Annotated in this window: 19 protein-coding genes and 1 tRNA gene; 11 read left to right on the top strand and 9 right to left on the bottom strand. The window is 62.3% G+C overall.

Annotated elements, in window-relative coordinates:
• Positions 1-86: 86 nt before the first annotated feature.
• Complete coding sequence (locus EA473_RS20760) at positions 87-1,025, top strand: A/G-specific adenine glycosylase (protein ID WP_124197532.1); 939 nt, start codon at positions 87-89, stop codon at positions 1,023-1,025.
• A 39-nt stretch (positions 1,026-1,064) separates the two neighbouring features.
• On the opposite strand, the gene EA473_RS20755 is transcribed toward EA473_RS20760, so the two are convergent.
• Positions 1,065-2,033: a nucleoside recognition protein gene (locus EA473_RS20755; RefSeq protein WP_124197531.1), complete on the bottom strand. Its 969-nt coding sequence runs from the start codon at positions 2,031-2,033 to the stop codon at positions 1,065-1,067.
• A gap of 89 nt (positions 2,034-2,122) precedes the next feature.
• On the opposite strand from EA473_RS20755, the gene EA473_RS20750 reads away from it, so the two are divergent.
• The gene (locus EA473_RS20750) at positions 2,123-2,710 is read left to right on the top strand and encodes an NADPH-dependent FMN reductase (protein WP_124197530.1); all 588 of its coding nucleotides are present in this window, start codon (positions 2,123-2,125) and stop codon (positions 2,708-2,710) included.
• 173 nt (positions 2,711-2,883) lie between these two features.
• Here the strand turns inward: EA473_RS20750 and EA473_RS20745 are convergent, their stop codons facing one another.
• A complete protein-coding gene (locus EA473_RS20745; RefSeq protein WP_124197529.1) occupies positions 2,884-3,528 on the bottom strand; it encodes a hypothetical protein in 645 nt (214 codons plus the stop codon).
• 323 nt (positions 3,529-3,851) lie between these two features.
• Between EA473_RS20745 and EA473_RS20740 the strand changes: the two genes are divergently transcribed.
• The 7 genes from EA473_RS20740 (at position 3,852) to EA473_RS20710 (ending at position 13,827) form a co-directional block, all read left to right on the top strand.
• Positions 3,852-4,424 (top strand): hypothetical protein, encoded by a 573-nt coding sequence (locus EA473_RS20740; protein ID WP_124197528.1) that lies wholly within the window; start codon positions 3,852-3,854, stop codon positions 4,422-4,424.
• Between the two features lie 112 nt (positions 4,425-4,536).
• Positions 4,537-5,607, top strand: coding sequence for a DNA-methyltransferase (locus EA473_RS20735; protein ID WP_124197527.1), 1,071 nt, complete (start codon positions 4,537-4,539; stop codon positions 5,605-5,607).
• Between the two features lie 88 nt (positions 5,608-5,695).
• Positions 5,696-7,363, top strand: coding sequence for a gamma-glutamyltransferase family protein (locus tag EA473_RS20730; protein ID WP_124197526.1), 1,668 nt, complete (start codon positions 5,696-5,698; stop codon positions 7,361-7,363).
• 109 nt (positions 7,364-7,472) lie between these two features.
• Complete coding sequence (locus tag EA473_RS20725; protein WP_124197525.1) at positions 7,473-10,709, top strand: bacterio-opsin activator domain-containing protein; 3,237 nt, start codon at positions 7,473-7,475, stop codon at positions 10,707-10,709.
• Between the two features lie 111 nt (positions 10,710-10,820).
• Positions 10,821-11,117: a HalOD1 output domain-containing protein gene (locus EA473_RS20720; RefSeq protein ID WP_124197524.1), complete on the top strand. Its 297-nt coding sequence runs from the start codon at positions 10,821-10,823 to the stop codon at positions 11,115-11,117.
• Positions 11,118-11,549: 432 nt separating this feature from the next.
• Positions 11,550-12,101, top strand: coding sequence for a hypothetical protein (locus EA473_RS20715; RefSeq protein WP_124197523.1), 552 nt, complete (start codon positions 11,550-11,552; stop codon positions 12,099-12,101).
• A 1,249-nt stretch (positions 12,102-13,350) separates the two neighbouring features.
• Positions 13,351-13,827, top strand: a complete 477-nt coding sequence (locus tag EA473_RS20710) for a hypothetical protein (protein WP_124197522.1) — start codon at positions 13,351-13,353, stop codon at positions 13,825-13,827.
• A gap of 196 nt (positions 13,828-14,023) precedes the next feature.
• Here EA473_RS20710 and EA473_RS20705 read toward each other — a convergent pair whose 3' ends face one another.
• The 3 genes from EA473_RS20705 to EA473_RS22480 form a co-directional block, all read right to left on the bottom strand.
• Complete coding sequence (locus EA473_RS20705) at positions 14,024-15,664, bottom strand: cation:proton antiporter (protein ID WP_124197521.1); 1,641 nt, start codon at positions 15,662-15,664, stop codon at positions 14,024-14,026.
• Positions 15,657-17,396, bottom strand: coding sequence for a cation:proton antiporter (locus tag EA473_RS20700; RefSeq protein ID WP_124197520.1), 1,740 nt, complete (start codon positions 17,394-17,396; stop codon positions 15,657-15,659). Before EA473_RS20700 ends, EA473_RS20705 begins: the two co-directional genes overlap by 8 nt.
• 325 nt (positions 17,397-17,721) lie before the next feature.
• Positions 17,722-17,872: transfer RNA gene (locus tag EA473_RS22480), tRNA-Met, on the bottom strand.
• 103 nt (positions 17,873-17,975) lie between these two features.
• Here EA473_RS22480 and EA473_RS20695 point away from each other — a divergent pair.
• The gene (locus tag EA473_RS20695) at positions 17,976-19,091 is read left to right on the top strand and encodes a DUF7115 domain-containing protein (RefSeq protein ID WP_124197519.1); all 1,116 of its coding nucleotides are present in this window, start codon (positions 17,976-17,978) and stop codon (positions 19,089-19,091) included.
• A gap of 47 nt (positions 19,092-19,138) precedes the next feature.
• On the opposite strand, the gene EA473_RS20690 is transcribed toward EA473_RS20695, so the two are convergent.
• Positions 19,139-19,642 (bottom strand): DUF5830 family protein, encoded by a 504-nt coding sequence (locus EA473_RS20690; protein ID WP_243645332.1) that lies wholly within the window; start codon positions 19,640-19,642, stop codon positions 19,139-19,141.
• Between the two features lie 96 nt (positions 19,643-19,738).
• Between EA473_RS20690 and EA473_RS20685 the strand changes: the two genes are divergently transcribed.
• The gene (locus EA473_RS20685) at positions 19,739-20,470 is read left to right on the top strand and encodes a TVP38/TMEM64 family protein (protein ID WP_124197518.1); all 732 of its coding nucleotides are present in this window, start codon (positions 19,739-19,741) and stop codon (positions 20,468-20,470) included.
• A 96-nt stretch (positions 20,471-20,566) separates the two neighbouring features.
• On the opposite strand, the gene EA473_RS20680 is transcribed toward EA473_RS20685, so the two are convergent.
• The 3 genes from EA473_RS20680 to EA473_RS20670 all read right to left on the bottom strand — a co-directional run.
• Positions 20,567-20,746, bottom strand: a complete 180-nt coding sequence (locus tag EA473_RS20680) for an HVO_2523 family zinc finger protein (protein WP_124197517.1) — start codon at positions 20,744-20,746, stop codon at positions 20,567-20,569.
• A gap of 291 nt (positions 20,747-21,037) precedes the next feature.
• Positions 21,038-24,148, bottom strand: coding sequence for an adenosylcobalamin-dependent ribonucleoside-diphosphate reductase (locus EA473_RS20675; RefSeq protein ID WP_124197516.1), 3,111 nt, complete (start codon positions 24,146-24,148; stop codon positions 21,038-21,040).
• A gap of 305 nt (positions 24,149-24,453) precedes the next feature.
• Positions 24,454-24,652, bottom strand: a 199-nt coding sequence (locus tag EA473_RS20670) for an integrase core domain-containing protein (protein ID WP_165875350.1), incomplete at its 5' end; no start/stop codon positions are given.

Genomic DNA, 24,652 nt, shown 5'->3' with positions numbered 1-24,652 from the left:
GGCGTTTAGGAGTACGGGATTTCACCTCCGGGGGCCGGCGATTCGGAATCACCACGGCTAAAGGGCGGCCCTGCCAACGACCGTCGATGACCGGCGACGCCGAGGAGACCGACGGGACGTGGGACCTCCACGCGGATCTCGAGTCCGTTCGCAGGGCGTTAATCGAGTGGTACGAGGACGACCACCGGGAGTTCCCGTGGCGTCGCACCGACGATCCGTACGCGATCCTCGTCAGCGAGGTGATGAGCCAGCAGACCCAGCTCGGCCGCGTCGTCGAGGCCTGGGAGGAGTTTCTCGAGCGGTGGCCGACGACGGCGGAACTCGCGGCGGCGGACCGGGCGGACGTCGTCGGCTTCTGGACGGGCCACAGCCTCGGGTACAACAACCGGGCGAAGTACCTCCACGAAGCCGCGACGCAGATCGAGACGGAGTACGACGGCGAGTTCCCCGAGACGCCGGGGGAACTCGAGGAGCTGATGGGCGTCGGTCCCTACACGGCGAACGCGGTGGCGAGTTTCGCGTTTAACCAGGGCGACGCGGTCGTCGACACGAACGTCAAACGCGTCTGTTATCGGGCGTTCGGCGTTCCCGACGACGACTCGGCGTTCGAGTCGGCTGCCAACGAGTTGCTGCCCGCCGGCCACTCCCGCGTCTGGAACAACGCGATCATGGAACTCGGCGGGGTCGCCTGCGGTCAGACGCCCCGGTGTGACGAGGCCGGCTGTCCCTGGCGCGAGTGGTGTCAGGCGTACGCAAGCGGCGACTTCACGGCACCCGACGTCCCCACGCAGCCGAGTTTCGAGGGAAGCCGCCGACAGTTTCGCGGCCGCGTGATCGCCACGCTTCGCGAGTACGACGAACTCGAGGTGGATACCCTGGGCCACCGGATACGCGTCGATTACGCGCCGGACGGCGAGGACGGTCGCGAGTGGCTCGAGGGGTTGCTCGCGGACCTCGAGGACGACGGCCTGGTCGCCTTCGACTCCGACGACGACGGGGAGCCCGTCGTTCGGCTGAAGCGGTAGCGGCCGATCAGCCGGTGGAAAGCGGGATCGGGGAACGGATCAGACGACGAGAAAGACGCCGATCGCCGCGACGATGAAGATCGCTTTGAGGCCCGTGTTGACGACGATCACTTTCGTACCGAACGCCGGTCCCCAGATACCGTACTGGAAGGGAATCGACCGCTTGACGGTGCCGACTGTCAGCGAGAACAGACTCCCGATCAACAGCGTGACGACCGCCTCCCGTGGTGTGAAGACGTCGCCGATCATCGGCGCGATGGCGATGGCTCCGCTGGTCGGGTCGACGAGCGAGACGGCGACGATCGGAACCGCCGCGCCGGGGAGGCCGATCAGTGACGTTACCGGCTCGGCGACGCCCGTCACGGCCTTGAGGTCGGTGTACTCGAGGGCGAGAAAGACGACGGAGTACACGACGGCGAGTCGGGGGACGATCGATCGAAGGCGCTCGACGGTTTTTTCTGCGGCCTCACGGAGCGGTTCGGTGCTCGTGCGGTCGGATTCGTCGATCCCTTCGGGCGCGTCGCCGTCTCCACTGCGGGTCTCGTACTCGACGCCTCGCAACAGGAGTGCGCCGGCAGCCAGGCCGACGAGCGTGATCGCAAGCGAGATGCCGGCTCGCGCGCCGACGTACATGAGGCCGGCCGAGAGGCCGAGGATCGGGATCAGGACGGGCCCGTAGTAGGTGAAAATGTGCTGGACGAAACCGAAGAACGTGTTGACGACGATGGCGATCAGCGTCGCGCGGTCGTCGAGGACGCCGGATTCGCGAAACTCCGCGAGCATCCCGTATCCCGCGGTGACGGAGACGGCGTTCGTGAGGACGGCGGTGCCCACTTCGTCCGGCAGATTCGCCGGCTCCGTCAGATACCGCCCGGCGCGGCCGACGACGTCGACGACGCCGTAGGCGACGGCGAGGTTCGCGAGAGAGACGCCGATACCGATCAATAGCGTGATCGTCGCCACCCTGGGAAGGACGTCGGACAACAGGACAGAGAGGATCGACGTCACGGGTGTCGATTGTGACTCGCGAACGAAGTGTTCGTCGAAACCCCCGTGGGACGGGAGTACATTTCACTCTCGAACACGTGGAACGACCCATGACCGACGTTCGCGTCGTTGCACTCTGTGGCAGTCTGGGCGAGGACAGTGTCACCCGTATCGCCCTCGAGCGGGTGCTCGAGGCCGCCGACCGGGCCGGAGCGGAGACCGAACTGATCGACCTCCGGACCTGGGAGCTGCCGACGTTCGATCCGGACCGCGACCGCGAGACAGCCGGTGACGCAGAACAACTGGCCGTTCGCCTACAGCGGGCGGATACGATCGTTCTCGGCTCGCCGATGTATCACGGCTCGTACTCCTCGCCGCTGAAAACAGCGCTCGATTACTGCGGGTTCGAGGAGTTCGAAGAGACGACCGTCGGCCTGCTCGCCGTCTCTGGCGGTGCGTTTCCGGTGACCGCCCTCGAGCACATGCGGTCGGTCTGTCGGGCGCTGAACGCGTGGGTGATCCCTCACGAGGCGGCGATTCCGGACTCGCACTCCGCACTCGAAGACGGGGAGTTCGTCGATTCGAAACTCGACGAGCGCGTCCGGACGCTGGGGCGGCGGACGGTCCAGTACGCGACGATCGAACCGGACCCCGACTCCTTCGAGAGCGACCAGAACGTCGGTGCGGAGGGAAAGTAACTGATACGGATTACTGTAACTGTTTACCGGCGCACCCGCCGCCTGGGTCGCGGGTGCGCCGGCAATGACTTACAGTAAACCGTATGACCAGCCGGGTTCATACGGGTCGCTGGACCGACTCACGGGCGCATTCGCGGATGATCGCGAGTGGACTGGACGGACAGTACGCCGGATCAGCTGCTGAGAAGCCGCTGAAACCGTCGCTGGTGGGCGACGAACGCGAACAGTCCGAACGCGAGTGCACCGATCTGGATCGTTTCGATGCGGATCACGAACGTCGTCGTGTCCACGGCGACCGGCGGAGAGACGACCGTCAGGTCGACAACCCAGACCGACGCGAGCAACGCCGCCCCGCCCGCTGCTAACAGCGTGGCTGACAGGAGCGGTGCGACCTCGAGTCCGTCGGGGGAGCGAAACCGAAACACGCGCCGTTCGAGGAGGAACTGTCCGGTGAGAACGCCCGCGAGGATCACCGTCCCAGCGACGAGTCCGGCAGTTCCGCCGATGGCTTCGGCGACGAATAGCCAGACGATCCATCCGGCTGTAAGCGCCAGCGCCGCACCCAGACGCCACGGTCGCAGGAGTTGGTTCAGTTCGTTCGCGGCGAAGCCGAAGATGGCCGTTCGCAGTAACGAGCCACAGAAGAGGATACCGAGCCCGGCGAGTGCGGTCGCCGTCGAGGGAGAACCGACGAGCAGGACGAACCAGAGGCCGATGGCCAGGGTCTCGACCGTCGCAGCGGCGAGAGCGACGCTCACGCCGACGAGGCGTCTCCGGGTGGTCCGGCCGAGAACACCGGGCTGGCGGATGACGCTCATAGTCGTTACTCGGAGACGACCGGTTTCGTTATGCAAGACATTACTCGCGGGGAATACTCTCGACGCGTATACATATAGCTGGTTAACGATCTATTTCTCCGACCGGTCCGAGCGATGACTCGAGAGATCACGGACGCGAGTTATCTCCGGATCGGCGGGAAACGTACGATCGGAGTCCTGTCGTGAATCGGCATCAGTCGTGGCGAACCTCCTGTCGAATCCGGCAGCCGCGGATAGTAATACGGACGTAACCCGACACGTGTGGGACCGATCCATCGAAACGTTGGACAGAATTATGTACGGTGATGTGGTCGTGGCGAATTATGCCCGAAACGGAACAACAGGACAGGACGCTGTCGGAGCTCATCGTCAAAGAGGCCGTCGAGAAGGGTCTAGACACGCCGATGCGTGATTCGATTCTCGAGGCGGTCGAAGAAGCCGACGGGGGCGGGAAACGCCGCCAGATCCCACTCGCAGGCGCGGTGTTCGGTCTCGGTGCCGCGGTCGGATATCTCGCCGGTCGTCACGGCCCCGACTTAGAGGAGACGCCTCTCGAGGACATCGAGGAGCCCGAAATCATCGAAGACATCGCCGAAGAAGACGACGACGGGATGATCGAAATCGACGACGAGTCGGACGACGCCGACTCCTCGAGCATCCTTCCGAAGGTTCTCGCCGTTCTCGGAATTCTCGCGGGGGTCGCGATCCTGCGCCGGCGACTTTCCGGGGAGACGGACGACGAGTGGGAACCGATCGAGGAGTTCGAACCGGCGACGAGCGTCGGATCGGACGAGGAAAGCGAAGCGGAAGAAGCCGAAACAGAGGACGAGGAAGCCGAAAGCGAGGAGATGGAGTCCGAAAGCGAGACAGAGGAATCCGACGTCGAAGACGAGTGACGCCGATCCGATTGAGTTTCTGATATCGGGGTCAAAAGGGCGACTCCGGCGATCCGTTCTCCCGGCCGCGCTACGAAGGACCTAAGGGGGCGACGCCGACAGTGTGTACCCAATGGAGACGATACACCGCGTCTTCGTCGGCGATTCGCGTGACCTCTCTTCGGTCGCCGACGACTCCGTCGAACTCGTCGTCACGTCCCCGCCGTATCCGATGATCGAGATGTGGGACGACCTCTTTTCGACTCTCGACCCGGCCGTCGGCAGGGCCCTCGAGTCGGGCGACGGCCGCGAGGCCTTCGAGGCGATGCACGCCCAACTCGATCGCGTGTGGGACGAACTTGAGCGCGTCCTGGTCGACGGCGGCATCGCGTGTATCAACGTCGGCGACGCGACCCGGTCGATCGACGGAAGCTTCCGAGTGTACCAGAACCACGCAAGAATCCTCGAGGCGTTCGAGTCGCGCGGATTCGATCCGCTTCCCGACGTCCTCTGGCGGAAGCCGACGAACAGCGCCGCCAAGTTCATGGGAAGCGGAACGCTGCCGCCGAACGCGTACGTCACGCTCGAACACGAGTACGTCCTCGTTTTCCGAAAGGGGAGCGACCGACGGGAGTTCGAACCGCGGGCGGACAGGCGGTACGAGGCGGCGTACTTCTGGGAGGAGCGAAACCGGTGGTTCACCGACCTCTGGACGGACGTCCGGGGGGAACTACAGACCCTCGAGTTCGACGGCGAGGACGACGGGCTTCGAGAGCGGTCGGCGGCGTACCCGTTCGAGATCCCCTACCGCCTGATCTGTATGTACTCGGCGTACGGCGACACGGTTCTCGACCCGTTCTGGGGAACCGGAACGACGACGCTCGCCGCGATGTGTGCCGCACGGGATTCGGTCGGCTCCGAACTCGAGGAAGCGTTCCTCGAGTGTTTCGACGACCGGGTCGACGACGTTCCGGAGACGTCCCGATCGATCGGCCGCTCGCGCCTCGCCCGTCACCGGGAGTTCGTCGCGGAGAACCGGGAGAGCGGAACGGTTCCCGAGTACGAAGCCGAGTACTACGACACGTCGGTCGTCACGAAGATGGAACGGTCGATCCGGTTTCGCGAGGCGGCGTCGATCGAGACCGTCGCCGACGGTTACCGGGTCGAACACGAACCGCTCTCTGTTTCCGAGGGCGGCGGGTAGACCGCCACGGGCGGTTATCGGTGTCGGCCGGCTATCGGTGTCGGCCGGCTACTAGCGTTTTTTGGTCGTTCGTGCGCGTAGACCAGCCATGAACGACTCCATCGACCTCGACCGATTCGACTCGAGGCGCTCGACGGCGTACGCGAACCGTGGGATGGTCGCGACGAGCCAGCCGCTCGCCGCACAGGCGGGCGTGTCGATCCTCCGAGACGGCGGGAACGCGTTCGACGCCGCCGTAGCGACTGCGGCCGCGCTCAACGTGGTCGAGCCGACGTCGACGGGCCTCGGCGGCGACGTCTTCTCCCTGTACCGGACCGCGGATGGTGACGTCGGCGCGTTACGGTCGTGCGGGCCAGCACCGGCGGATGCGACGATCGAGAACGTTCGTCACGCGCTAGAGACGGTCGACGACCCCGACCGATACTACCCCGAATCGCGAGGGTACGCCGTCGACGGAGAGGCGAGTGCCGACGATCTGGGAATGCCCTTTCTCGGCCCCCACGCGGTGACCGTCCCCGGGACCGCGCGGGGGTGGGAGACGACGGTGGAGGAACTGGGGCGGCTCTCGCTCGAGTCGGTCCTCGAGCCCGCGATCCACTACGCGATCGAGGGCTACCCGGTCTCGCCGGTGATCGCACACCACTGGTCGGGCGCGGAGGAGCTGTTCACCGACGAGAACGCGCGGGAGGCGTACCTGTTCGACGGCGAGAGTCCGGACCCCGGACAGACGGTGAGGCTTCCGGAACTCGGTGCATCGTTGCGGACGATCGCAGAGCAGGGTGCGGACGTCGTCTACGAAGGCGAGATCGCCGACGCAATCGTCGAAGAGGTCCAGTCTGCCGGCGGCTTCATGAGAAAAGACGACCTCGCGGCGTTCGAACCCGAGTTCGTCGATCCCGTCACGACCACGTACAACGGCGTCGACGTCTACGAACTGCCGCCGAACAATCAGGGGCTGATCGCCCTCGAGGCGCTCAACATCGCCGAGGAGATCGGTGCCGGCGACCACGAGTACGACTCGCCCGAACGCGTACACGCCTTCGCCGAAGCGACCAAACTCGCGTTCGTCGACGGTCACCACTACATCACCGATCCCGACTTCGAGAGCGTGCCGCCGCTGGCTTCCAAGGAGTACGCACGCGAGCGCGCTCGAGCGATCGGTTCGTTTCCGATTCTCGATCCCGACGTCGGCGTTCCGAACGCGAACGCGGAGGACGCAGATACCGTCCTGTTGACCGTCGCAGACGAGGAGGGGAACGTCGTCTCCTACATCAACTCCCGGTTTGCGGGATTCGGCAGCGGACTGGTTGCCGGCGACACCGGAATCGCCCTCCAGAACCGGGGCGCGTCGTTTTCGCTCGATCCCGAGCATCCGAACCGGCTGGAGCCCGGAAAGCGGCCGTTTCACACCCTCGTCCCGGCGGTCGCGAGACTCGAGGAGGACGACTGGCTGGCGTTTGGCGTGATGGGCGGATACATGCAACCCCAGGGCCACGTACAGGTCCTCTCGAACGTCGTCGACTACGGAATGGACCTGCAGGCCGCCCTCGACGCGCCACGGTGGCGCTACCGCGAAGACGGCTCACTCGGCGTCGAAGAGCGGTTACCGAACGCGGCGAAACTCTCCCGGATCGGCCACGACGTCTCGGTCATGCCGCCGGTGATGTTCGGCGGCGCACAACTCGTTCGAAATCGGGACGGGACGCTCTCGGGGGCAACCGAACCCCGGAAGGACGGCGTCGCGATCGGGTACTAGTCCCGTTTCGAACGTCGACTGCCGCCAGATCGACCGATTACGGGGTGACGACGAATCACCGATTCGAAACCGTCGCGAGGTTTTTACTTTCCCGGAACACAGCGAACGTATGAACCGCAGTCTCGAGACGTCCGACCGAATCCGCGTGTTCGTCGTGGGTTCCTCGGAGATGATACGGGCTGCGACGGCGACACTCGAGGAAACCGCGCTGTCGGTCGTCGGGACGGTTCCCTCCCGCTCGGAGTTCGACCCGGGGTCTATCGACGCTGTGGATTGTCTCCTGACCGACGATCGCGACGTGTTGTCCGCCGTTGGTAATGCGGTGCCCGCGGTTTACGCCGTCGATCCGATGGACCTCGACGGGCCGGTGCTCGACCGACATCTCGACAACGGCATGACGGAAGTGCTCACCGTCGAATCGGGAACCGTCCCCTCGCTGCTCGAGCATCGAATCCGAACGGCGATCGAACTCGACGCGGGTCGGACGCCCGAGGAACGTGACACAAATCGAACCCCTGGAGAACGTGACACGAACCGGGATCCTGAGGAACGTGACACGAACCGCGGTTCTGATGACCGGCGAACCCTTCCTCGCGGCTTGCTCGCACACAGTTCAGACACGCTCCTCGTCGTCGACGATTCCTTCCGGATCGCGGCGGCCGTCCCTTCGGAGGAGTGGAACGGCCCGGCCGAGACCGAGGAACTGGTTGGCCGACGGTTCGTGGATATGGTCCACCCAGAGGACAGAGCATCGGTCTCGAGAACCCTCGAGTCGCTCCGTGAGGGGGATCCAGGCTCCACGGCGACGATCGAGTACCGATTCCAGCACGACGACGGCTGGTGGGTCCACGCGGCAACGCTTACGAACCGCCTCGACGACGAGTCCATCTCCGGAATCGTCGCCTCGATCCGAGACGCGACGGCGTACCACCACGTCGTGCGGGAACTCGACAAATCGTTCGACAGGGTGACGGACGCGTTCTACGCGCTCGATTCGGAGTGGAAGTTCACGTACGTCAACGACCGTGCGATCGGGGATATCGATCTGGACAGGGACGAACTGCTCGGCCGCGATATTCTCGCGGTTTTTCCCGGTCTCGAGGGGTCGCCGTTCGAATCTGCGGCGATCGAGGCGGTGGATACGCAGGAACCGAAAACCGTCGAAGCGTACTTCGAACCATACGATGCGTGGATCGACGCGCGGATCTATCCGTCACCGTCCGGCATCTCCGTCTACTGGCGAGACGTCACCGACCGTATCGAGCGAGAGCGGAAACTCGATCAGCGAACCGAACGGCTCGAAGTGTTGATCGAGAACGTTCCCGTTGCGCTTTTCGTCCTCGATAGCGACGGGACGTTCACGTTCGCGGAGGGGCGCGCGTTCGAACATCTCGGCGTCGATACCGACGATATCGTCGGCGAATCCGCGTTTTCGGCGCTGGAGGACTACCCTGCAGTTCGTGCTGACTTTCGCGCCGCTCTCGACGGACAAACGATACACGCACAGCGACGCGTCGCCGATCGAATGCTCGAGGCGTGGTGTCGGCCGATTTCGACCGACGGCGACGTCGATCGAGTCATCGGTATCGCCGTCGACATCACCGATCGAACGCAGTATCAGGAGACGCTGTCGGCACTCCACGATGCGACCAGCCACCTGCTGTCCGTCGAATCGAAGCAGGCCGCCTGCGAGTACGTCGTCGACGTCGCCTTTGACGTATTGGGTCTCGAGGGTGTCATCGTGTACCGGTTCGACGAGCAACACAACGAACTGATTCCGGCAGCCCACTCACCTGGCCTCGAAGAGATAACGGGTGTTCCCCCACGACTTCGTCCACACGACGATAGTATCACCTGGGAGACCTTCGTCTCCCGGTCACCAGCAGTCTTCGACGACGTCCGAACGTCTGAGACGGTCTACAATGAGGCGACGAACGTCAGAAGCGGTCTGTACGTTCCGTTCGGGGAACACGGCGTACTCGTGGCTGTTTCCACTGCGGTCGGTCAGTTCGATCAGGACACCGTCGACCTCGCACAGCTGTTTGCAACGACGGCCGAGGCCACCTTCGATCGAATCGGGCGTACCCAGCGTCTCCACGATCGCGAACACGAGTTAGAACGACAGAACGAACACCTCGAGCGCCTGAACGAAACGAACCGGATTCGACAGGATATCGAACAACACCTCCTGATGGCCGATTCCAGAGAGGAGATCGAGCGGGGAATCTGTACTCGCCTCGCGGATCTCGAGGCGTGCTCGATGGCCTGGATCGGCACTCCGGATCCGAGCGGAAATCGACTCGAGGTTCGTGAATCGGCAGGCCGCGACCGCGGTTACCTCTCCTCGATAACGGTGACGACAGTCGACGACTCCGCGGCCGAACCGGCGGGACGAGCTGCACGAACGGGAGAATCGACCTACGTCCAAAACGTCGCAGATTCGATTCACGACGGCTCCTGGCGTGCACAGGCGCTTTCCGAGAACTACCAGTCGGTGTTCGCGGTTCCGCTCGTTTACGATGGGTTTCTGTACGGTGTGTTGTCCCTCTACGGCGACGATCCGGACGCGTTCGACGAACTGTTCCGTTCGACGCTCGTCGACCTGAGCGAAACGATCGCGTACACGATCGATGCCGTCAAGCGGAAGACTGCCCTGATCGGCGACGAAGTGACGGAGATCAAACTCGCGATCGAAGACGATTCGGCGCTCGTCGAACTCTCGAACTATCTGGACGCCCGCGTCTCGCTCGAGGGGATGACACCCCGAGACGACGGAACGGTCGCGTTCGTCTCGGTGACGGACGCAGTCGACGGCGAAACGGTTCCCGCGGCGGTCAACGAAATCGGGGACGTCGTCGACGCCTCCGTTCTCGGGGTCGACGGGGAGGAGACACTGTTACAACTCGAACTCTCGACTCCGTTTCTCGGCTCGGTCGTCACCGATCACGGCGGGATGGTACGGGAGTTCGTTTGTGAAAACCGAGAGGCGTGGGCAGTTATCCACGTTCCATCCGCGGTCGACGTTCGCGAGGTCATCTCCACGCTGAACCGCCGCGGCGTTGGGGCGTCGATGATCGCTCGCCGAGAACAGTCCAGAGACGACCTCGTCGCGCTCGATGCGTCCAGTCGGAACGCCCTCCTCGACCGGCTCACCGACAGGCAACGCGAGGTCGTCCAGACCGCCTATCACAGCGGATTCTTCGAGTGGCCTCGCCGGACCACCGGCGAAGATATCGCGATTTCCCTCGACATATCGTCACCCGCGTTTCACAAACACGTCCGGTCGACCGAGAAAAAACTCTTCGAGGCGCTTTTCGATGAGGGACTGCCACCCGAGGGGGGTTAATCAGTTAACCACTGCCTGCTCGAAGCGTTACACAATTAACGATTAGGCTCTTTACACGTAACCACGAAGGGACCAATGTCTTCCCACGAGCGTACTGGGGGTACGTATACAATGAGTAAGATAACTTCGAAATCACCGACGAAAACGGGGGACCACTATTCGGCACAGTACGATCGCCTCGACGACGAACCGCTCAGCGTTGCCGTCGCGGATGCCGTCGCAACGTTCTGTAATGCGGAAATTACGGAACTCGATCCGTTACACTATGCGATCAACGCAGACGCCCTCGAACGACTGTTCGAACCACGTGCGGACGGTCTTCGAACCGGCGGTTCGGTGTCGTTCGAGTACAACGATTGCCTGGTGACAGTCGCGGCTAATGGAGAGATACGAGTAGAATCGGTCTAGGGTATCGAACCACTGTACGTCACTGTATACCGGGTTGTGCGAGGAGCACGCGGTTCGAAGTGAGCGAAGCGAACGAGAACCGCGGATCGGCGAGCGGGGAACGACGTGACCCGCGAGTAGCACGCAGTTCGGGGCATGCGGTTCGAAGTGAGCGAGGCGAACGAGAACCGCAGACTGCATGACTGATGTGCGAATCGTCACAGTAGATCGACTCCGCTGTTACTGGGGCTCCCTCTCATTTTCACCACCCGTCTCTCGAGGACCACCAGTAGTCGACGCTGTTCGCCCGTCACACGCGCCTCGAGTTGTTCTGTAACTGACTGATATCTCGGACTACGGGTCCATTTCCTGTTAGAACTGCCTACCAGTTGCGTGGTTGGCGTTCCTTACACCCGGTACAGATAAGTGACCACCGCTGGTGTATTTCCCGAAATGGCCGCCGACAGACCGCCGGAGCCGCCTGTGTACGAACTGCAGGTTCTCGCCAGCGCGATCATTTCGGTGCCACTCGCCGGATTGATCTTCGGCGGGTACTTCCATATCACTGGTCGGATGGAGTCCATCGGTGCGCTGTACGGACTGGACGGGTTAGCCGCTATCTGGGGCGTTCACTTCGTTCATACGCTTCTCGCGTGCGGGGGGTTTCTCGTCCTCATCACCCTCGTTCGGCCCGAACGGGTCGCTTCAGTAACTGGTCTCGAGGGGTCTCACTGGACGGTACTCGCGAGCATCCTCATCGGCATCGGTTACGGGCTCGTTCTGTGGGTCGTCGTCGTGACAGTGGGCATCCCGATATGGATGGATACCGTCCTCGGACTCGAACGACCGATCCCGTACGTCCACCGCCCAACTCTTTTCGGCCTCGTCGTCTTCGGCGGGAGCTTCGCAGCGTGTTTCACCGGTATCCTCGAGTACGTTGCCGTCGACGAGCGGGAGTTTCATCGCCGCCACGGGAGCGAGCGGGAGGGCGGGAACGTCTCGTGAGCCGGTGAGTTAGGACGCGACGTCGGAAACGGTCTTCACTGGCCGCCGCTTTCACACCAGCGGGACCAGCGTCGGGCGAGTCGACCGGAATCGTACCGATTCCGATTCGTCCTCCGGGCAGCAACGTTGTCTCTCACTGTCAATTACTCCTAAATGGACTGCGTACGAACTACCGGTCGCACCGCAAGGTGTGGGTGTATGTGACGGCTCTCACCACCTACCGGTTACCACCCGCCACATACATCGCTTCCATTCGGAAGCATTCTGGTGTTCTCTGCCGGCTCACTAAAGGATATTGCCCGTTTTGGACGCGAGTTATAAGGCGATCCGATTCGACGAGCCGGCGCTCGAGGAGATCAGTACCTACCGGAGTGCTCCCCGCGAATCGGCCAATAGCTTTACGTACTTCCCACCGAAACGCCCGATCAGGCGGGGGTGGGGGATACGTCATCGACCCATTCCAACGGACGTTCACCCTCGCCTGCTCCTCGCGGACGGTTACGGGAGCGATAGCGGGAACTCGCGTGGAGGCAGACGACAGTCGTTGCCAGAATATCGTCACGCCGTGTCTCCTCGCTGGAAGTCCCTGATCTATTGGGGGTAGGGACTCATCCCGTCCATCCACACGTTTTGGGTTTCCGATCTGCCGTACCGATCACGAGCCAGTCACGTCGTTCGTCGCAGGCGATTCGAAAAATGACGAACGATAGATCGGACCGGTGAAAGGTTGAAGCCGAACGATGAGGTTTTCGACCCCATTGACGGTTGCCGAGACACGCACGATTCAACTGCCACTCCTCCGGTGTCTTCACGGCGACGTCGAAAGCGCTCGATACCGGATACGGGTTTTGAAATGCCAGTGTTGTAAGTTGGTCCTTCCGGGATAGCGATCGGCGAACGGGTTAGATACGCAAGAAATCGCAGCCCCACGTACGAGATCACTGTGGGTGCCGGAAGGAACACCTTTCTCGAATCTGGTGAATAGATATTCCCTGAACCGCTGGTACGAGAGGAATTGGCTCCGTCTGTGTGTGAGAAATCGGTTGCGGTCCGAGACACGAACTCCTCTCACAAGTGTCTGTCTGCCCAACAGTTGTTTCAGTTTCGCATGAGATACTGGTGAAAAATATTTCACTCCGTAAGATGTTCGTTAGATCGGTTAGATCACTGATAACAAAACGTTCGTCTGGTGGAGGTGTCGATACTCGCCGGCCAGATGGACGTCCCGTTCGTGGCTGGGGGGTGCCCTATGACAGACGACGATCACATCTCACGACGAACGGCCCTCAAAGGTATCGCAGTGAGCGGTGGACTCATCGGGAGTTCCGTTTTCAGTGTTACCACCGCAAGCGCTGGAGAGAAGAACGATCACTACAAGGACAAAAAAGGCAAGAAAGGCAAGAAGGGTAAGAAGGGCAAGAAAGGCCGCGGCAAATACAAGAAGGACTACGATCCTGACGTGCAGGTTGCGTTCAACTTCGAGTGTGCGGATCCCGATAACGATCGAGCGCAGTTCTACCTCCACCACGGCGAAGACACCGATATGAAATTCACGTATCGCGTGTCTGAAACCGGCAAGAAAGGGAAGATCGTGGTCAAGAACACGCTCGCTTCCGCCGAAACGTTCTGGGTCAAGGCTCCGAAGGGGAAAGCCACGGTGAAGGTGTACTACAAGGGCGCACTCGTCGGGAAAGCGACGAGTGACCCCGACGACGTCTGTGACTGATACGGATTGCTGCAACTGTTTACCGGAGCGACCGGGGTTCCATCCCGCGGTCGCTCCGGTACTGACTTGCAGCAAACCGTATGAGGCGGACTAGCGTTCGTCACCCACCGGGGCTGCACTCTCTCCGGATTGGCCACCGAGACGACGGTCGAACCCGACGTTTCGCGAACGCCGATTCTCGCAGTCAACGTACATCTCACAGCCTGTCGTAGTAGCTCTGGCTTCGATCGACGAATTCCTCGTGGGAGATCTCTTCGGTGAGCAGTGCCTCGAGATCGTCGCCGACGCGTTCCGCCGCGATCGCGTCCGGATAGACGATGCCGGTCGCACCGAGCTCAAGGAGTTCCTCGGCCGCATTGGTCGTGTCGACGCGAACAAACCGTGGAACGTCCGCGTCCAGTGTACCGATTCGCCGGGCGCGGTCGTACTCCGGGGCGAGAGAAACGACAGCCGCGGCGTCGTCCAGTTGTGCCAGGTCCCACACTCGGTCGTTCAGAACGTCCCCGTAAACGTAGTTGTCACACTGGTCCCGTACCTCCTCGAACAGAACGGGATTGTCCTCGATGACGAGTAGCGGTCGATCGAGATGCGAGCAGGCCTCGAGAACCTGCTGGCCGCCGTGCTGGAAGTCGATGACGATCACGTGTCCGGTTAGCCCCTCGGTTACGTGTGTCCGCTCGCCCAGCGGTTCGCCGAGGATGCTAACGACGCCACGCTCGCGCAGCAAGCGGTTGATCGAACCGGCGTGGCGACCGGTGTAGGTCGCGACGATCATCGTGATTGCTGCTGCGAGGACGATCGCATCGAAGACGGGACGAGCGATCGTCCCCGCGCCGAGAGCTTCGATCGCGATAAAGAGGCTGAACGCACTCACCTGATCGAGCGTCAGACCCGCGAGGATCGACGTTCGCCCGTCGAAGCCGCTTCGGAGGAGAATGAACGCGACGAGCAGTGGGTTTACGACCAGGACTGCCACGACCAGCGCGAGCGTGTACCCGACCGTCTCGAGGGTCGGGATCGCAAGCAACGCACCGACGGTGACGAAGAATATCGGCGTAAAGAAGTCTTCCAGGTCGTCGACGGTATCGACGAGTTCGAGGGAGTGAGGGTAGTCGTCGGCGATGGTGATCCCGGCGGCGAACGCGCCGACGACGATCGAGAGGCCAGCGGCTTCTGCCATCGCGATGAATCCGATCAGGATCGAGATACCGAGCAACATCATCACCTCTGCATCCCCCTGCAGTCTGGCGGTCAGTCGATGGAAGACGACGTACCGAATCGTGAGCGCGAGCGCGACCATCACCCCGGCAACCGCGTACTGCTGCGCGGTGGCTGTCTGTGCGTAGACGAACGTGCTCAATCCGAGAACGACGAGCACGCCGAGGATATCCTCGGTGAAATGAATCGACTCTGCGAGCCGTTCGTACGTCGGTCGAACGGCGTCGTCCGCGTCGAGGTAGCTCTTCGCGACGAGTGAGGAACTCAGGGCGGCCGCGATGCCGAGGTAGACGGCGTTCAACACGTCGAGGTCGAACAGGAGTCCGAGACCAAACAGGAGAGTACCGACGAGCGACGCCTGGACGGCCCCGACGGTGGCGCTGACGCGTCCGGTCGATCGGAACGCCTCGAGATCGACGTGGACGCCGAAGAGGAATACCAGAAACGCGATTCCCCACTGGGCCAGATCGAGCAGTTGCGTTTCGTCGATCGCGAATCCGGCGAGGACACCCGCGAGCAGATAAAAGGGGATCACTGGAAGATCCTGCTGTGCGGCGACGAGCAACAAGCCGGCCGCGAGGACGAAAATCAGCGTCAGCGCGAACAGGATCTCATACATCGGTTTCACCTCCGGACGAAACGGTCTCGTGCGTCCGCGGTGAACCGTTCCGTGCCCGATCGTTAAGTTCGTCGAGTCGTCGTTCGAACGCCTCGAGGTCGTCGAGCGATTCGAGCAGGGTCGCCAGTTCCTCGCCGACGAGGCCCCGCTCGAGCACGACGTAGTCGGCACCGGCCTCGTGGAGGCGCGTCGCTTCCGCCTCGGTCGTGGCCGTGACGATCGTCAACGCGTTCGGGGCGTCTTCGACCAATCGGAGAGAGACGTCGGTGCGTTTTGCGACGCTCACCACAACCTCGGCACCCGAGAGGTTCGCATCCTGTCGGATGTCGCCGTGTCGGGCGTTCCCGAAGATGAAACCGAAATCCGCCCTCGAGAGTGCTTCGACGTACTCAGCCCGATCCTCGATGACGACGACATCGTCGACACCGGGGCCGGACGCGTCGGCGTTCAGGAGGACGTCCACGAGTTCGCTCGTAAAGCGGCTGTAGCCGACGATCACGGCGTGATTCTCGTATTCGATGGGCTGGGCTTCGACAGTGTCTTCGCGTTCGAACCGTTCGAGGTACGGCCGGACGTAACGGTAGATCTGCCTGTTGTAGAGTACGTAGTACGTCGAGATCGGCATCGTGATCAACGCCATGAGGCTGAGAAAGCCGAGTATGTCCTCCCCGACGAATCCCTCTTCGACGGCGAGTGCGCCCAACACCAGCGAAAACTCGCTGACCTGGAGCATCGAGATCGTACCGAGAAACGAGGTTTCGATGTCGAACCGCTGGCTGTAGAACAACCCGAAGACGATGAAGAAGTTGATACTGAGAAGGAGGACGGACGCCGCGATTGCCTCTTGCCAGTAGACCAGCAACTGTTCGACGCCCATCTGGAGGGCGAGACTCGCGAAGAAGACCGCAATGAAGAAGTTCGTCGCGGGGCGCATTCGTTCTTTGAGTTCCGTGCTGTACGGGAGTTGTGCGAGCGCGAGTCCCGCAAGGAAGGCACCGATCTCGATGGAGAGAGCGAGCGTTTCGGCCGCGAAGATGAACAGAAACGCCCACGCGATGCCGACGGTAAAGAGTGTGCTCTTGTTCGCGGCGCTCGCTCGCAATATCGCCGGCAGGAAGTACTTACTGGCCAGGAAGGCGAAGACACCGATAACGGCCATCAGGAAGAACACGCGGCCGATGCTCGTGGCAATCTCTGTGACGTCGTCGACGGTTCCGACCGCGAGAATAGCAAGTGCCATCACGAGGTAGATGTCCTGAAAGATGAGGATTCCGACGTCGACCTTGCCGTACAGCGTCTTTAAATCGTCCTTGTCCCCGAGTACCTTGACGATGATCGGCGTCGCGCCGAAGGTCGTCGCCAGCGCAATCACCAGCGACTGGAACAACGTGAACCCCAGCACGAGGGCGACGGCCGTCGATGTGACGGCCTGTAACACCGCCTGACCGACGGCGATCGCACCGACGGGTTTCGCGATCTCCCGGATGTCTTCGAAACGCATCTCGATGCCGAGGAGGAACAGGAGAAATCCGAGGCCGAGTTCGGCGACGATTTCGATCAGCTGGTCGCCCTCGCCGACGATTCCGAGGCCGATCGGGCCGACGACGACACCCGTCAGGACGTACGCGACGATGGTCGGCTGTCTCGTCAGCCGGGCGACGTAGCTCAACGCCGTCGCGGCGACGATCAGGAGCGCGAAATCCGTCGCAAGGGCGATTCCACCGAGAGCCATCGAACGAAATATTCACCGAATACGTCGATTCCGCGGTTGTTGGGCGGTTAGGATGTCTGCGTCGAGTGGAAAAACGCTGTTGCTTGCCTCGGTTCGCTCGCTGAAGACCACCGGGTCTCCGCCTCCGAACCACCGAAAAGCGAGCTCTTTCGTTCCCTCGATCGTTCGCTGTGCTCGCGGCTTCGCCGCTCGCATTTTCGAGGCGCTCACGACGCTCGCGCCTCGCATTGCTCACTCTTGAGGACCTCCGGGTTCTCCGTCTCGTTCGGGCACTGGATTCCGGACTCGTCACTCGCTGCGTTCGTGACTTCGGATAGAAAGCCAGTGCCCGGGGAGGGCTCCGAACCCTCGATCTCCGCATGTCCCAGGTTCGAGGCTCGGCAGTCCTCGAGGGACACGGAGGCTTCCAAGGCGAAACCGCACCGAATCTCTGAACCCTATGAGTGCGGCGCTATGTCCAGCTAAGCCACCCGGGCTCGTTCTCTCGTAGTGCGGTCCGTTTCTTTAAGCTTCTCATTCGGCGCTGCCGTGCAACGGGGACCCACGGATTTATCACAGGCCCTTGCGAACTACCGCGACATGAGCGTTCCCGGAATCGTCCAGTCTACTCTCGACGACGAGGAGATCGCAGCACGAGTTTCTCTCGGCGGCGAGGATCAACTGTTTATCACTCCGACGCGGACACTCGTTTATCGTGCCGACGGTCTCTTGAGCGACGAATCGGTCGACGACTACCCCCACGACGCCGACCGCCTGACCCTCTCGGAAGGCCGACGAAAAACCAAATTCACCCTCGAGTATGCACTCGAGGGAACTCGCGAGTTTACGGTCCCCTCGAGCAAAACCGACGCGGCACTTCACCCCGTTCTCGCCGGCGTATTGAACGGAAACGACATCACGGAACCGGGCGAAACGGTCGTCCAGACCTACCGATTCAGCGAACTGACGTTACTCATCACGAGCGATCGACTCGTCAAACACATCGGGGGTGCGGTCTGGGACGAGGATTACGAGGAGTACCACTTCGGAGACGTGAGCGAACTCTCGTTCGAAGACGGTAGCGTCGCAATGCAGATCGTCCTCGTCGTCGACGGGCGGCCCCAGCGGATCAAAGCCCCGAACGAGGAAGCGAACGACCTTCGGGAGCGTCTCAAACGGGCCCTGTTCGACTATCACGACGTCAGCTCCCTGGAGGAACTCAACGAAAAAGTCGGGGAAGACGACGAGACAGACCAACGGGCCGACGCGTCGATGGACTTCGGTGACGGCGTCGATCCGCTCGATGCAAATCCACCAGAACCCGACGATCAGGACGCCGTCGACGCGGGCGACCCCACGGGAGAACGGGGTGGGCGAAGCCAGATCGAAGCGACTCCGAATCAGGGGCCACAGGACGATCCGCGATCAGAATCCGACACCGGGGAATCCGCCCACGGCGGAGGCGAATCCGCGGCGGGTTCGAACGCCGAACAGCGGACGGCAACCATCGAAACCGGGAACGTCTTCGACGAATCCAGCGCTAACGGAACGCCCCAGCGCACGGCGGACCAGGCCGATGCTGCGAGCGATCCCGATCCCGAACTCATAGAGCGTCTCGACCGACTCGAGTCGGCGGTCGACCGCCAGAACGACCTCATCGAACGACAACAGGAGACGATCGATCAGTTGATCACCGAACTTCGGCGCGGACGGTAGCAGGCCGCTCTCCGATTTCGACTCCCTTCTTGCGGCCGGTTACGTCACTATTCGCGGCCGGTTACTTTTCGGATGCACGAGGAGCCGAAGGGGCCGAGTTCACCCGCTTCGAGATCGATGAAGTACCCGGTCGACAGGCTCGAGCCACAGCGTCGACACGAGAACTCCCCCTCTTTCGTGATCACGTCCTCGTCGAAACTGACGTACTGGCGGCTCTTCGGCCGGACGATTCCGTCCTCGCGTTCGATGATGCCGCGAAACTCGGCCTGATCGAGAATCGTCCGCGTCACCGCCGGATCGGACGTAACCGTCTCGATGCGGTCGACGACGTCGGCGAGCGAGAGCGACTCGTGCTCGAGGTGCTCGAGCAACGCGAGTCCGAGTTCCACGCGATCGTCGAGTTTGTCCCCATCGTTACGCTCGCCAGGGTCGTCCCCGCCGCTGCGGTCGTGGTGGTGGTCCCCGCCGCTGCGGTCGTCGGGGCGGTCCTCGCCGCTGCGGTCGTCGAGGTGATCCCCACCGCGGCGGTCGTCGGTTCCCTCTCTGTCCATCGGTAGGTGCTGGCTGCCCGGAGCGAATAAACGTTGTGTCGTCCGGCTTCGACTCGAGTCACAAAAGCTTCGGCGTTCGAGTCGAAACTGCGATCGATGTCGGTTCCGTCGGTGTCGACGCGTGCGCTCGCCGGAATACTCGTGGCGAGTGCGATCGTCGCCGCGGGGTTGCTCGTTTCGCCATCGACGGCTCTCACGAGGCTCGAATCCGTAGCCGCTGATCCGTTTTTGTTCGGGGCCGTCGTCGCCGGCCTCTACCTCGTCCGCCCGCTTTTCGCCTGGCCGACGACGCCACTTGCTGTCGTCGCCGGGTACGGGTACGGTGTCACACTCGGTGTCCCGATCGCACTTGCAGGCGTCGTCGTAACCGTCGTCCCCGTCTTCTTCGCCGCCCGGTGGTTCGCACCCGACCCCGACGAACCGGTCGATCGCTCGAGCGGGCTCGCGGCAGCGCGGTGGGGATCGATGGACGGAATCGGTGAGGTGATTACGCGATACTATCGGACAGCAGGACCGATTCGAGGCGTAACAGCCTCGCGGCTCGCGCCGATCCCGTCGGACGTCTCGACGTGTGCTGCTGCAGCCAGCGGCGTCCGACTGCGCCACCTCGTCGTCGGGACGGCGGCGGGGGAACTGCCGTGGACCGTCGCCGCCGTCTTCGTCGGCGCGTCGGCTGCGACGGTTACGATGGACGGGCTGGAAGAACTCGGAATCGCCCTCTCGGTCGCCTGTGTACTCGCCGCCGCACTGTTACTCGCAGGGCCCGCCTACCGCGTTGCTCGCTCGAGGAGCCGGACGAGACGGTCCGCTCGATCGACCGACGGGTAACGGGATCGACGACCCATACGGATTGCTGTAACTGTGTACCGGTGCAATCGCAGGACGGATCGCGGTTGCACCGGTACTGACTTCCAGTAAACCGTATCACAGAAACGGATCGCTACAGTCGATGATTACGCCGTGTTGTGGACAGACGTACTTGCAGTGGCGCTCGTACATCGGTCTCCGACAGTGCGGACAGGTCGGTCCCGCTCGATCGTCGATTTCGCTGGCCGAAGAATCGTCCCGACCAGAGCCGCCACCGCCGTCACCGTCGGACGTCATACTGGCCAGTTGTACTCGAGCGATGCTAATACTGTCGGACGGAACTTTGTGAGATCGGTCGCTCTCTTGGGGCCGTCTCCGATGGCGACGGCCGCGAACTCGTGACTGACGTCTCATACGGTTTACTGTCAAGTCATTGCCGGCGCACCCGCAACCCGGGCGGCGGGTGCGCCGGTACACAGTTACAGTAATCCGTATCACTGACTGCTGTTCGACAGTATACGTGTTGTCGGTTCGCTCGAGCGTCGTTCCGTCGTGGAAATAGGAGGAGAAGATCGGGTTATCGGTCAATCAGCACTCGGACCAGCCACAGGACTCGCAGGTCTTGCAGCCTTCGGAGAAGTAAAGCGACAGCGAGCCACACTCGGGACACTCCGGGGATTCGCCGGCGTCGATGAGATCCTGGGTCGCGTCAGTCGACTCGCTCGGTGCAGTGGTCGCACCGCCGTCGGTCTGGTGGTCGTCGCCTAGGTCGGCGTCGGCCGATTCCTCTAGCGTCTGCTGGGTGGGGTACGGTTTGTCGATCTCGTCGTCGAGATATCGGCGCATCGCGGTTCCGATGGCGTCCGGGATCGACTGGATCTGTTCGCCTTTGTCCCAGGCGACCTTCGGCGAGCGGGTTCCACAGAGTTCGTCGACGATCTCCTCGGGATCGACGCCCGATCGCAGCGAGGTCGAGATGACCTTGGCGAGCGCCTCGGTAAAGGAGTTGGTGAACCCACCGGAGTGGCCGATGTTCGCGAACAGTTCGAACGGCTGGCCGGTCTCCGGATCCTCGTTGATCGTCACGTACACCTTCCCGTAGCCGGTGTCGATGCGCTGGCTGACGCCCTGCAGAGCGTCGGGTCGTTCGCGCTTTTCGGTGAAGTCGACCTGGACGGGTTTTTCCCGCTCGCTGGTGAGTGCGTCGGCGTCCTCCGCGATCACCTCGCGGACGTCCTCGCTCTCGAGGAACGCCTCGAGACCGCCGAAGATCTCGTCGATCTGCTCGATCAGAGCCTGTGCGGCTTCGGTTTCGTCGGCGAAGTCGGCGTTGTCCGCACGCGTGGTCAGCACCTGCTTCGAGCGGGTGCCGTCGCGGTAGTAGGTGACGCCCTTGCCGCCGTTCTCGTAGACCCACTCGAAGACGTCTTTGGCGTCCTCGAGCGTGGAGTCGTTGGGCGCGTTGACCGTCTTCGAGATGGCGGAGTCGACGCCTTTCTGACAGGCACACTGGACGGCTGCGTGCTGTTTGGCCGAGAGGTCGCTCGTGATGACGAACAGTTCGCCGATGGAGTCGGGCACCGTCGAGAGCCCCTCGACGCCCTCGAACTGGTTGGTCGCCATCTGCTCTTGTGCCTCTTCTTTGACCACGTCGACGTCGATGTCGTTGGCCTCGAGCACCCTGAGGAAGTAGTCGTCGAACTCGACGAGCATCTCGTCGCCCTGGACGTCGTCGGTGACGTTCTTGTAGTAAGCGACGTTGTAGATGGGCTCACAGCCGCCGGTAGTGTTGCCGACCATCGAGGTGGTGCCGGTCGGCGCGATGGTGGTCACGTTGTGGTTGCGGATGGGGAAGCCATCGGCCCAGTCGTCGGCGTCCTCGCCGGTCTGGTGTTCGAACCACTCGCGGTACTCGGTCGGCTCGGCGTACTTCGAGTCCTCCCAGTCGGCAAAGGAGCCGCGCTCGGTGGCGAGTTCGTGGCTCTTTGCCTTCGCGCCGTGGTTGATGTGGGTCATCAGCTGGCGGGCGACCTCGTTGCCCTCCTCGCTGCCGTACTTGATGCCAAGCTGGATGTACAGCTGTGCGAGTCCCATGATGCCGAGGCCGATCTTGCGCATGTCCCTGACCGTCTGCTCGATCTCCTCGACGGGGAAATCGGACATCGTGACGACGTTCTCGAGGAACCGGGTGCCGTACTCGATGCGCTCGTCGAACTCCTCGTAGTCGATGGCCTCCTCGAGGAAGGCGTCGACGGCCTCGGCCCGCGAGTCGTACTCCTCGCCGTGCTCCTCGGACCAGACCCGCCAGTCGGGGGCGTCCGAATCCGCGAGCGTCGAGAGGTTGATGTGTCCGAGGTTACAGGCCTCGTGCTCCTCGAGCGGCTGTTCGCCACAGGGGTTTGTTGCGAGTATTCTGTGGTCGGAATTTTCTTCGACGTCGAAGGAGTGTTCCTTGTTCACCCGCTCTAAGTAGATGACGCCGGGTTCGCCGTTTTCGTGTGCGCCCTCGACGATGCGCTCCCAGACGAGTTCGGCGGGAATCGACAGCGGTTCGCCGACCTCGACGTGCTCGCCGAGGTCGTAGCGGCTGTACATCTCTTTGGTCTCTTCGGTGGCGATGTGTGGCTCTTCCGTACGCGGGTTGGTGAACGTGTACTCCTCGCCGTTTTGCAGCGCCTCCATGAACGCGTCGGTGACGCCGACGGAGATGTTGAAATTCGAGAGATGGCCCTCGACGGCGTTTCGCAGGTGCTTGGGAACGCGTCCGTCCTCGTCGATCAGGTCGCGTGCCTCCTCGAGGGCTTCGGAGAAGGTGGTGTAGGTGTAGTCGTCCGGGTCGTTCAGCCGGAGCGTGTGGGCGAGCGAGACGTCTTTGTTCTTGGCGTGGATGAACTCGATAACGTCAGGGTGAGAGACGCGCATGATGCCCATCTGGGCACCGCGTCGGGTCCCTCCCTGGGCGATGGTCTCACAGAGCTGGTCGTACGTTCGCATGAACGTGATCGGCCCGGAGGCGATGCCGCCGGTCGAGCCGACCGCGTCGCCGTACGGTCGCAGCTGCCAGAAGCCGTAGCCGACGCCGCCGCCGGACTGGAAGACCTCCGCGGCCTTTTTGGCAGTCTCGTGGATGTCCGAGAGGTCGTCGTCGGGGCTCATGACGAAACACGCCGAGAGCTGCTGGAGTTCGTCGCCCGCGTTCATCAGGGTCGGCGAGTTCGGCATGAACGACAGCGACTCCATCCCCTCGGTAAACGTCTCGGCGACGTCCTCGACGTGCTCTCGAACCGGTTCGGGGAGTTCGGGAACGATCGTCTCGTAAGCGAACTTGTTGACGTTGTGCTCGGTCAGGACCGTTTCGGCGTCTGCGTCGTCTGCCGTGGTCACTTCGTCGCCGAACACTTCTTCGGTGAGTTCGTCTCGACGGGGGTGGTCCGGCTTGAGTTGATCGGGCGTGGCCGTGATCTCGAGGTCGCGTTTTTCTGCCTCGTAGACCGCCTCGGCCAGGGCGATGTTCTTACCGACGCGCTCGAAAAGGTCCTCCTGTTCCTCGATGAGTTCGCCGTCGGCGTCCTTGCGGAGGTACCGCGCGGGGAGAATGTTATGGTAGGCGTTGGCCGTCAGTCGGTCGGCTAACGTCTCGCCTTCGGTCCGTTTGATCGGCAGGGTCAGCTCCTCCGCAGAGAGGTCGCTCTTGCTCATGCGCGACACACCTCGACGAAATGCCGGTGCCGTCCCTCGGTTCTGTCGTTTCCTCGAGTCCTGGCTCTCATCATTCGTGACGAAGGTTCGGTATTCATGCATTCCTCATAAAGCTGTTCTATCCGTTTTGCAGTAATACAACACGAGTTTCAGAGATGGGTCTGGAACGTTCGTAGGGTTCGAACGACGGCCGCCACGCGGCCGTGTTGCCTTCTAACACGGAATACGAGGTCGACCACCTTAACCATTTTCAGAGTGAACTGAAAGTGAAGTCCGACGTCGAACCGTCACGGCCACGGCACTGTCTAGTTCAGCACCTCTTCGGCTGGTGTTCGGCCATTCAGCGCTTGATTCGGTCGATCGTGGTTGTAGTGGTGTCTGAAGCGTCTCAGCCAGCGGCGTGCGCTGGCTGGACTGCCCCGCCAGAAGGCGTGAAAGCGGTCGATTCGCATTGAGACTGTCTGAAACCACTTTTCGACGTGGTTTCGGTCGCTGTAGTTGAGC

It is taken from the genome of Natrarchaeobius chitinivorans (assembly GCF_003841505.1).
GTDB classification, from domain to species: Archaea; Halobacteriota; Halobacteria; order Halobacteriales; family Natrialbaceae; genus Natrarchaeobius; species Natrarchaeobius chitinivorans.
This window is presented reverse-complemented; position numbering and strand designations above follow the sequence as displayed.

Bases quoted from the DNA above. Each gene is read 5' to 3' on its own strand.
- EA473_RS20760 (WP_124197532.1), top strand. From the start codon at position 87: ATGACCGGCGACGCCGAGGAGACCGACGGGACGTGGGACCTCCACGCG.
- EA473_RS20750 (WP_124197530.1), top strand. From the start codon at position 2,123: ATGACCGACGTTCGCGTCGTTGCACTCTGTGGCAGTCTGGGCGAGGAC.
- EA473_RS20745 (WP_124197529.1), bottom strand. From the start codon at position 3,528: ATGAGCGTCATCCGCCAGCCCGGTGTTCTCGGCCGGACCACCCGGAGA.
- EA473_RS20740 (WP_124197528.1), top strand. From the start codon at position 3,852: ATGCCCGAAACGGAACAACAGGACAGGACGCTGTCGGAGCTCATCGTC.
- EA473_RS20735 (WP_124197527.1), top strand. From the start codon at position 4,537: ATGGAGACGATACACCGCGTCTTCGTCGGCGATTCGCGTGACCTCTCT.
- EA473_RS20730 (WP_124197526.1), top strand. From the start codon at position 5,696: ATGAACGACTCCATCGACCTCGACCGATTCGACTCGAGGCGCTCGACG.
- EA473_RS20725 (WP_124197525.1), top strand. From the start codon at position 7,473: ATGAACCGCAGTCTCGAGACGTCCGACCGAATCCGCGTGTTCGTCGTG.
- EA473_RS20720 (WP_124197524.1), top strand. From the start codon at position 10,821: ATGAGTAAGATAACTTCGAAATCACCGACGAAAACGGGGGACCACTAT.
- EA473_RS20715 (WP_124197523.1), top strand. From the start codon at position 11,550: ATGGCCGCCGACAGACCGCCGGAGCCGCCTGTGTACGAACTGCAGGTT.
- EA473_RS20710 (WP_124197522.1), top strand. From the start codon at position 13,351: ATGACAGACGACGATCACATCTCACGACGAACGGCCCTCAAAGGTATC.
- EA473_RS20705 (WP_124197521.1), bottom strand. From the start codon at position 15,664: ATGTATGAGATCCTGTTCGCGCTGACGCTGATTTTCGTCCTCGCGGCC.
- EA473_RS20700 (WP_124197520.1), bottom strand. From the start codon at position 17,396: ATGGCTCTCGGTGGAATCGCCCTTGCGACGGATTTCGCGCTCCTGATC.
- EA473_RS20695 (WP_124197519.1), top strand. From the start codon at position 17,976: ATGAGCGTTCCCGGAATCGTCCAGTCTACTCTCGACGACGAGGAGATC.
- EA473_RS20690 (WP_243645332.1), bottom strand. From the start codon at position 19,642: ATGGACAGAGAGGGAACCGACGACCGCCGCGGTGGGGATCACCTCGAC.
- EA473_RS20685 (WP_124197518.1), top strand. From the start codon at position 19,739: ATGTCGGTTCCGTCGGTGTCGACGCGTGCGCTCGCCGGAATACTCGTG.
- EA473_RS20680 (WP_124197517.1), bottom strand. From the start codon at position 20,746: ATGACGTCCGACGGTGACGGCGGTGGCGGCTCTGGTCGGGACGATTCT.
- EA473_RS20675 (WP_124197516.1), bottom strand. From the start codon at position 24,148: ATGAGCAAGAGCGACCTCTCTGCGGAGGAGCTGACCCTGCCGATCAAA.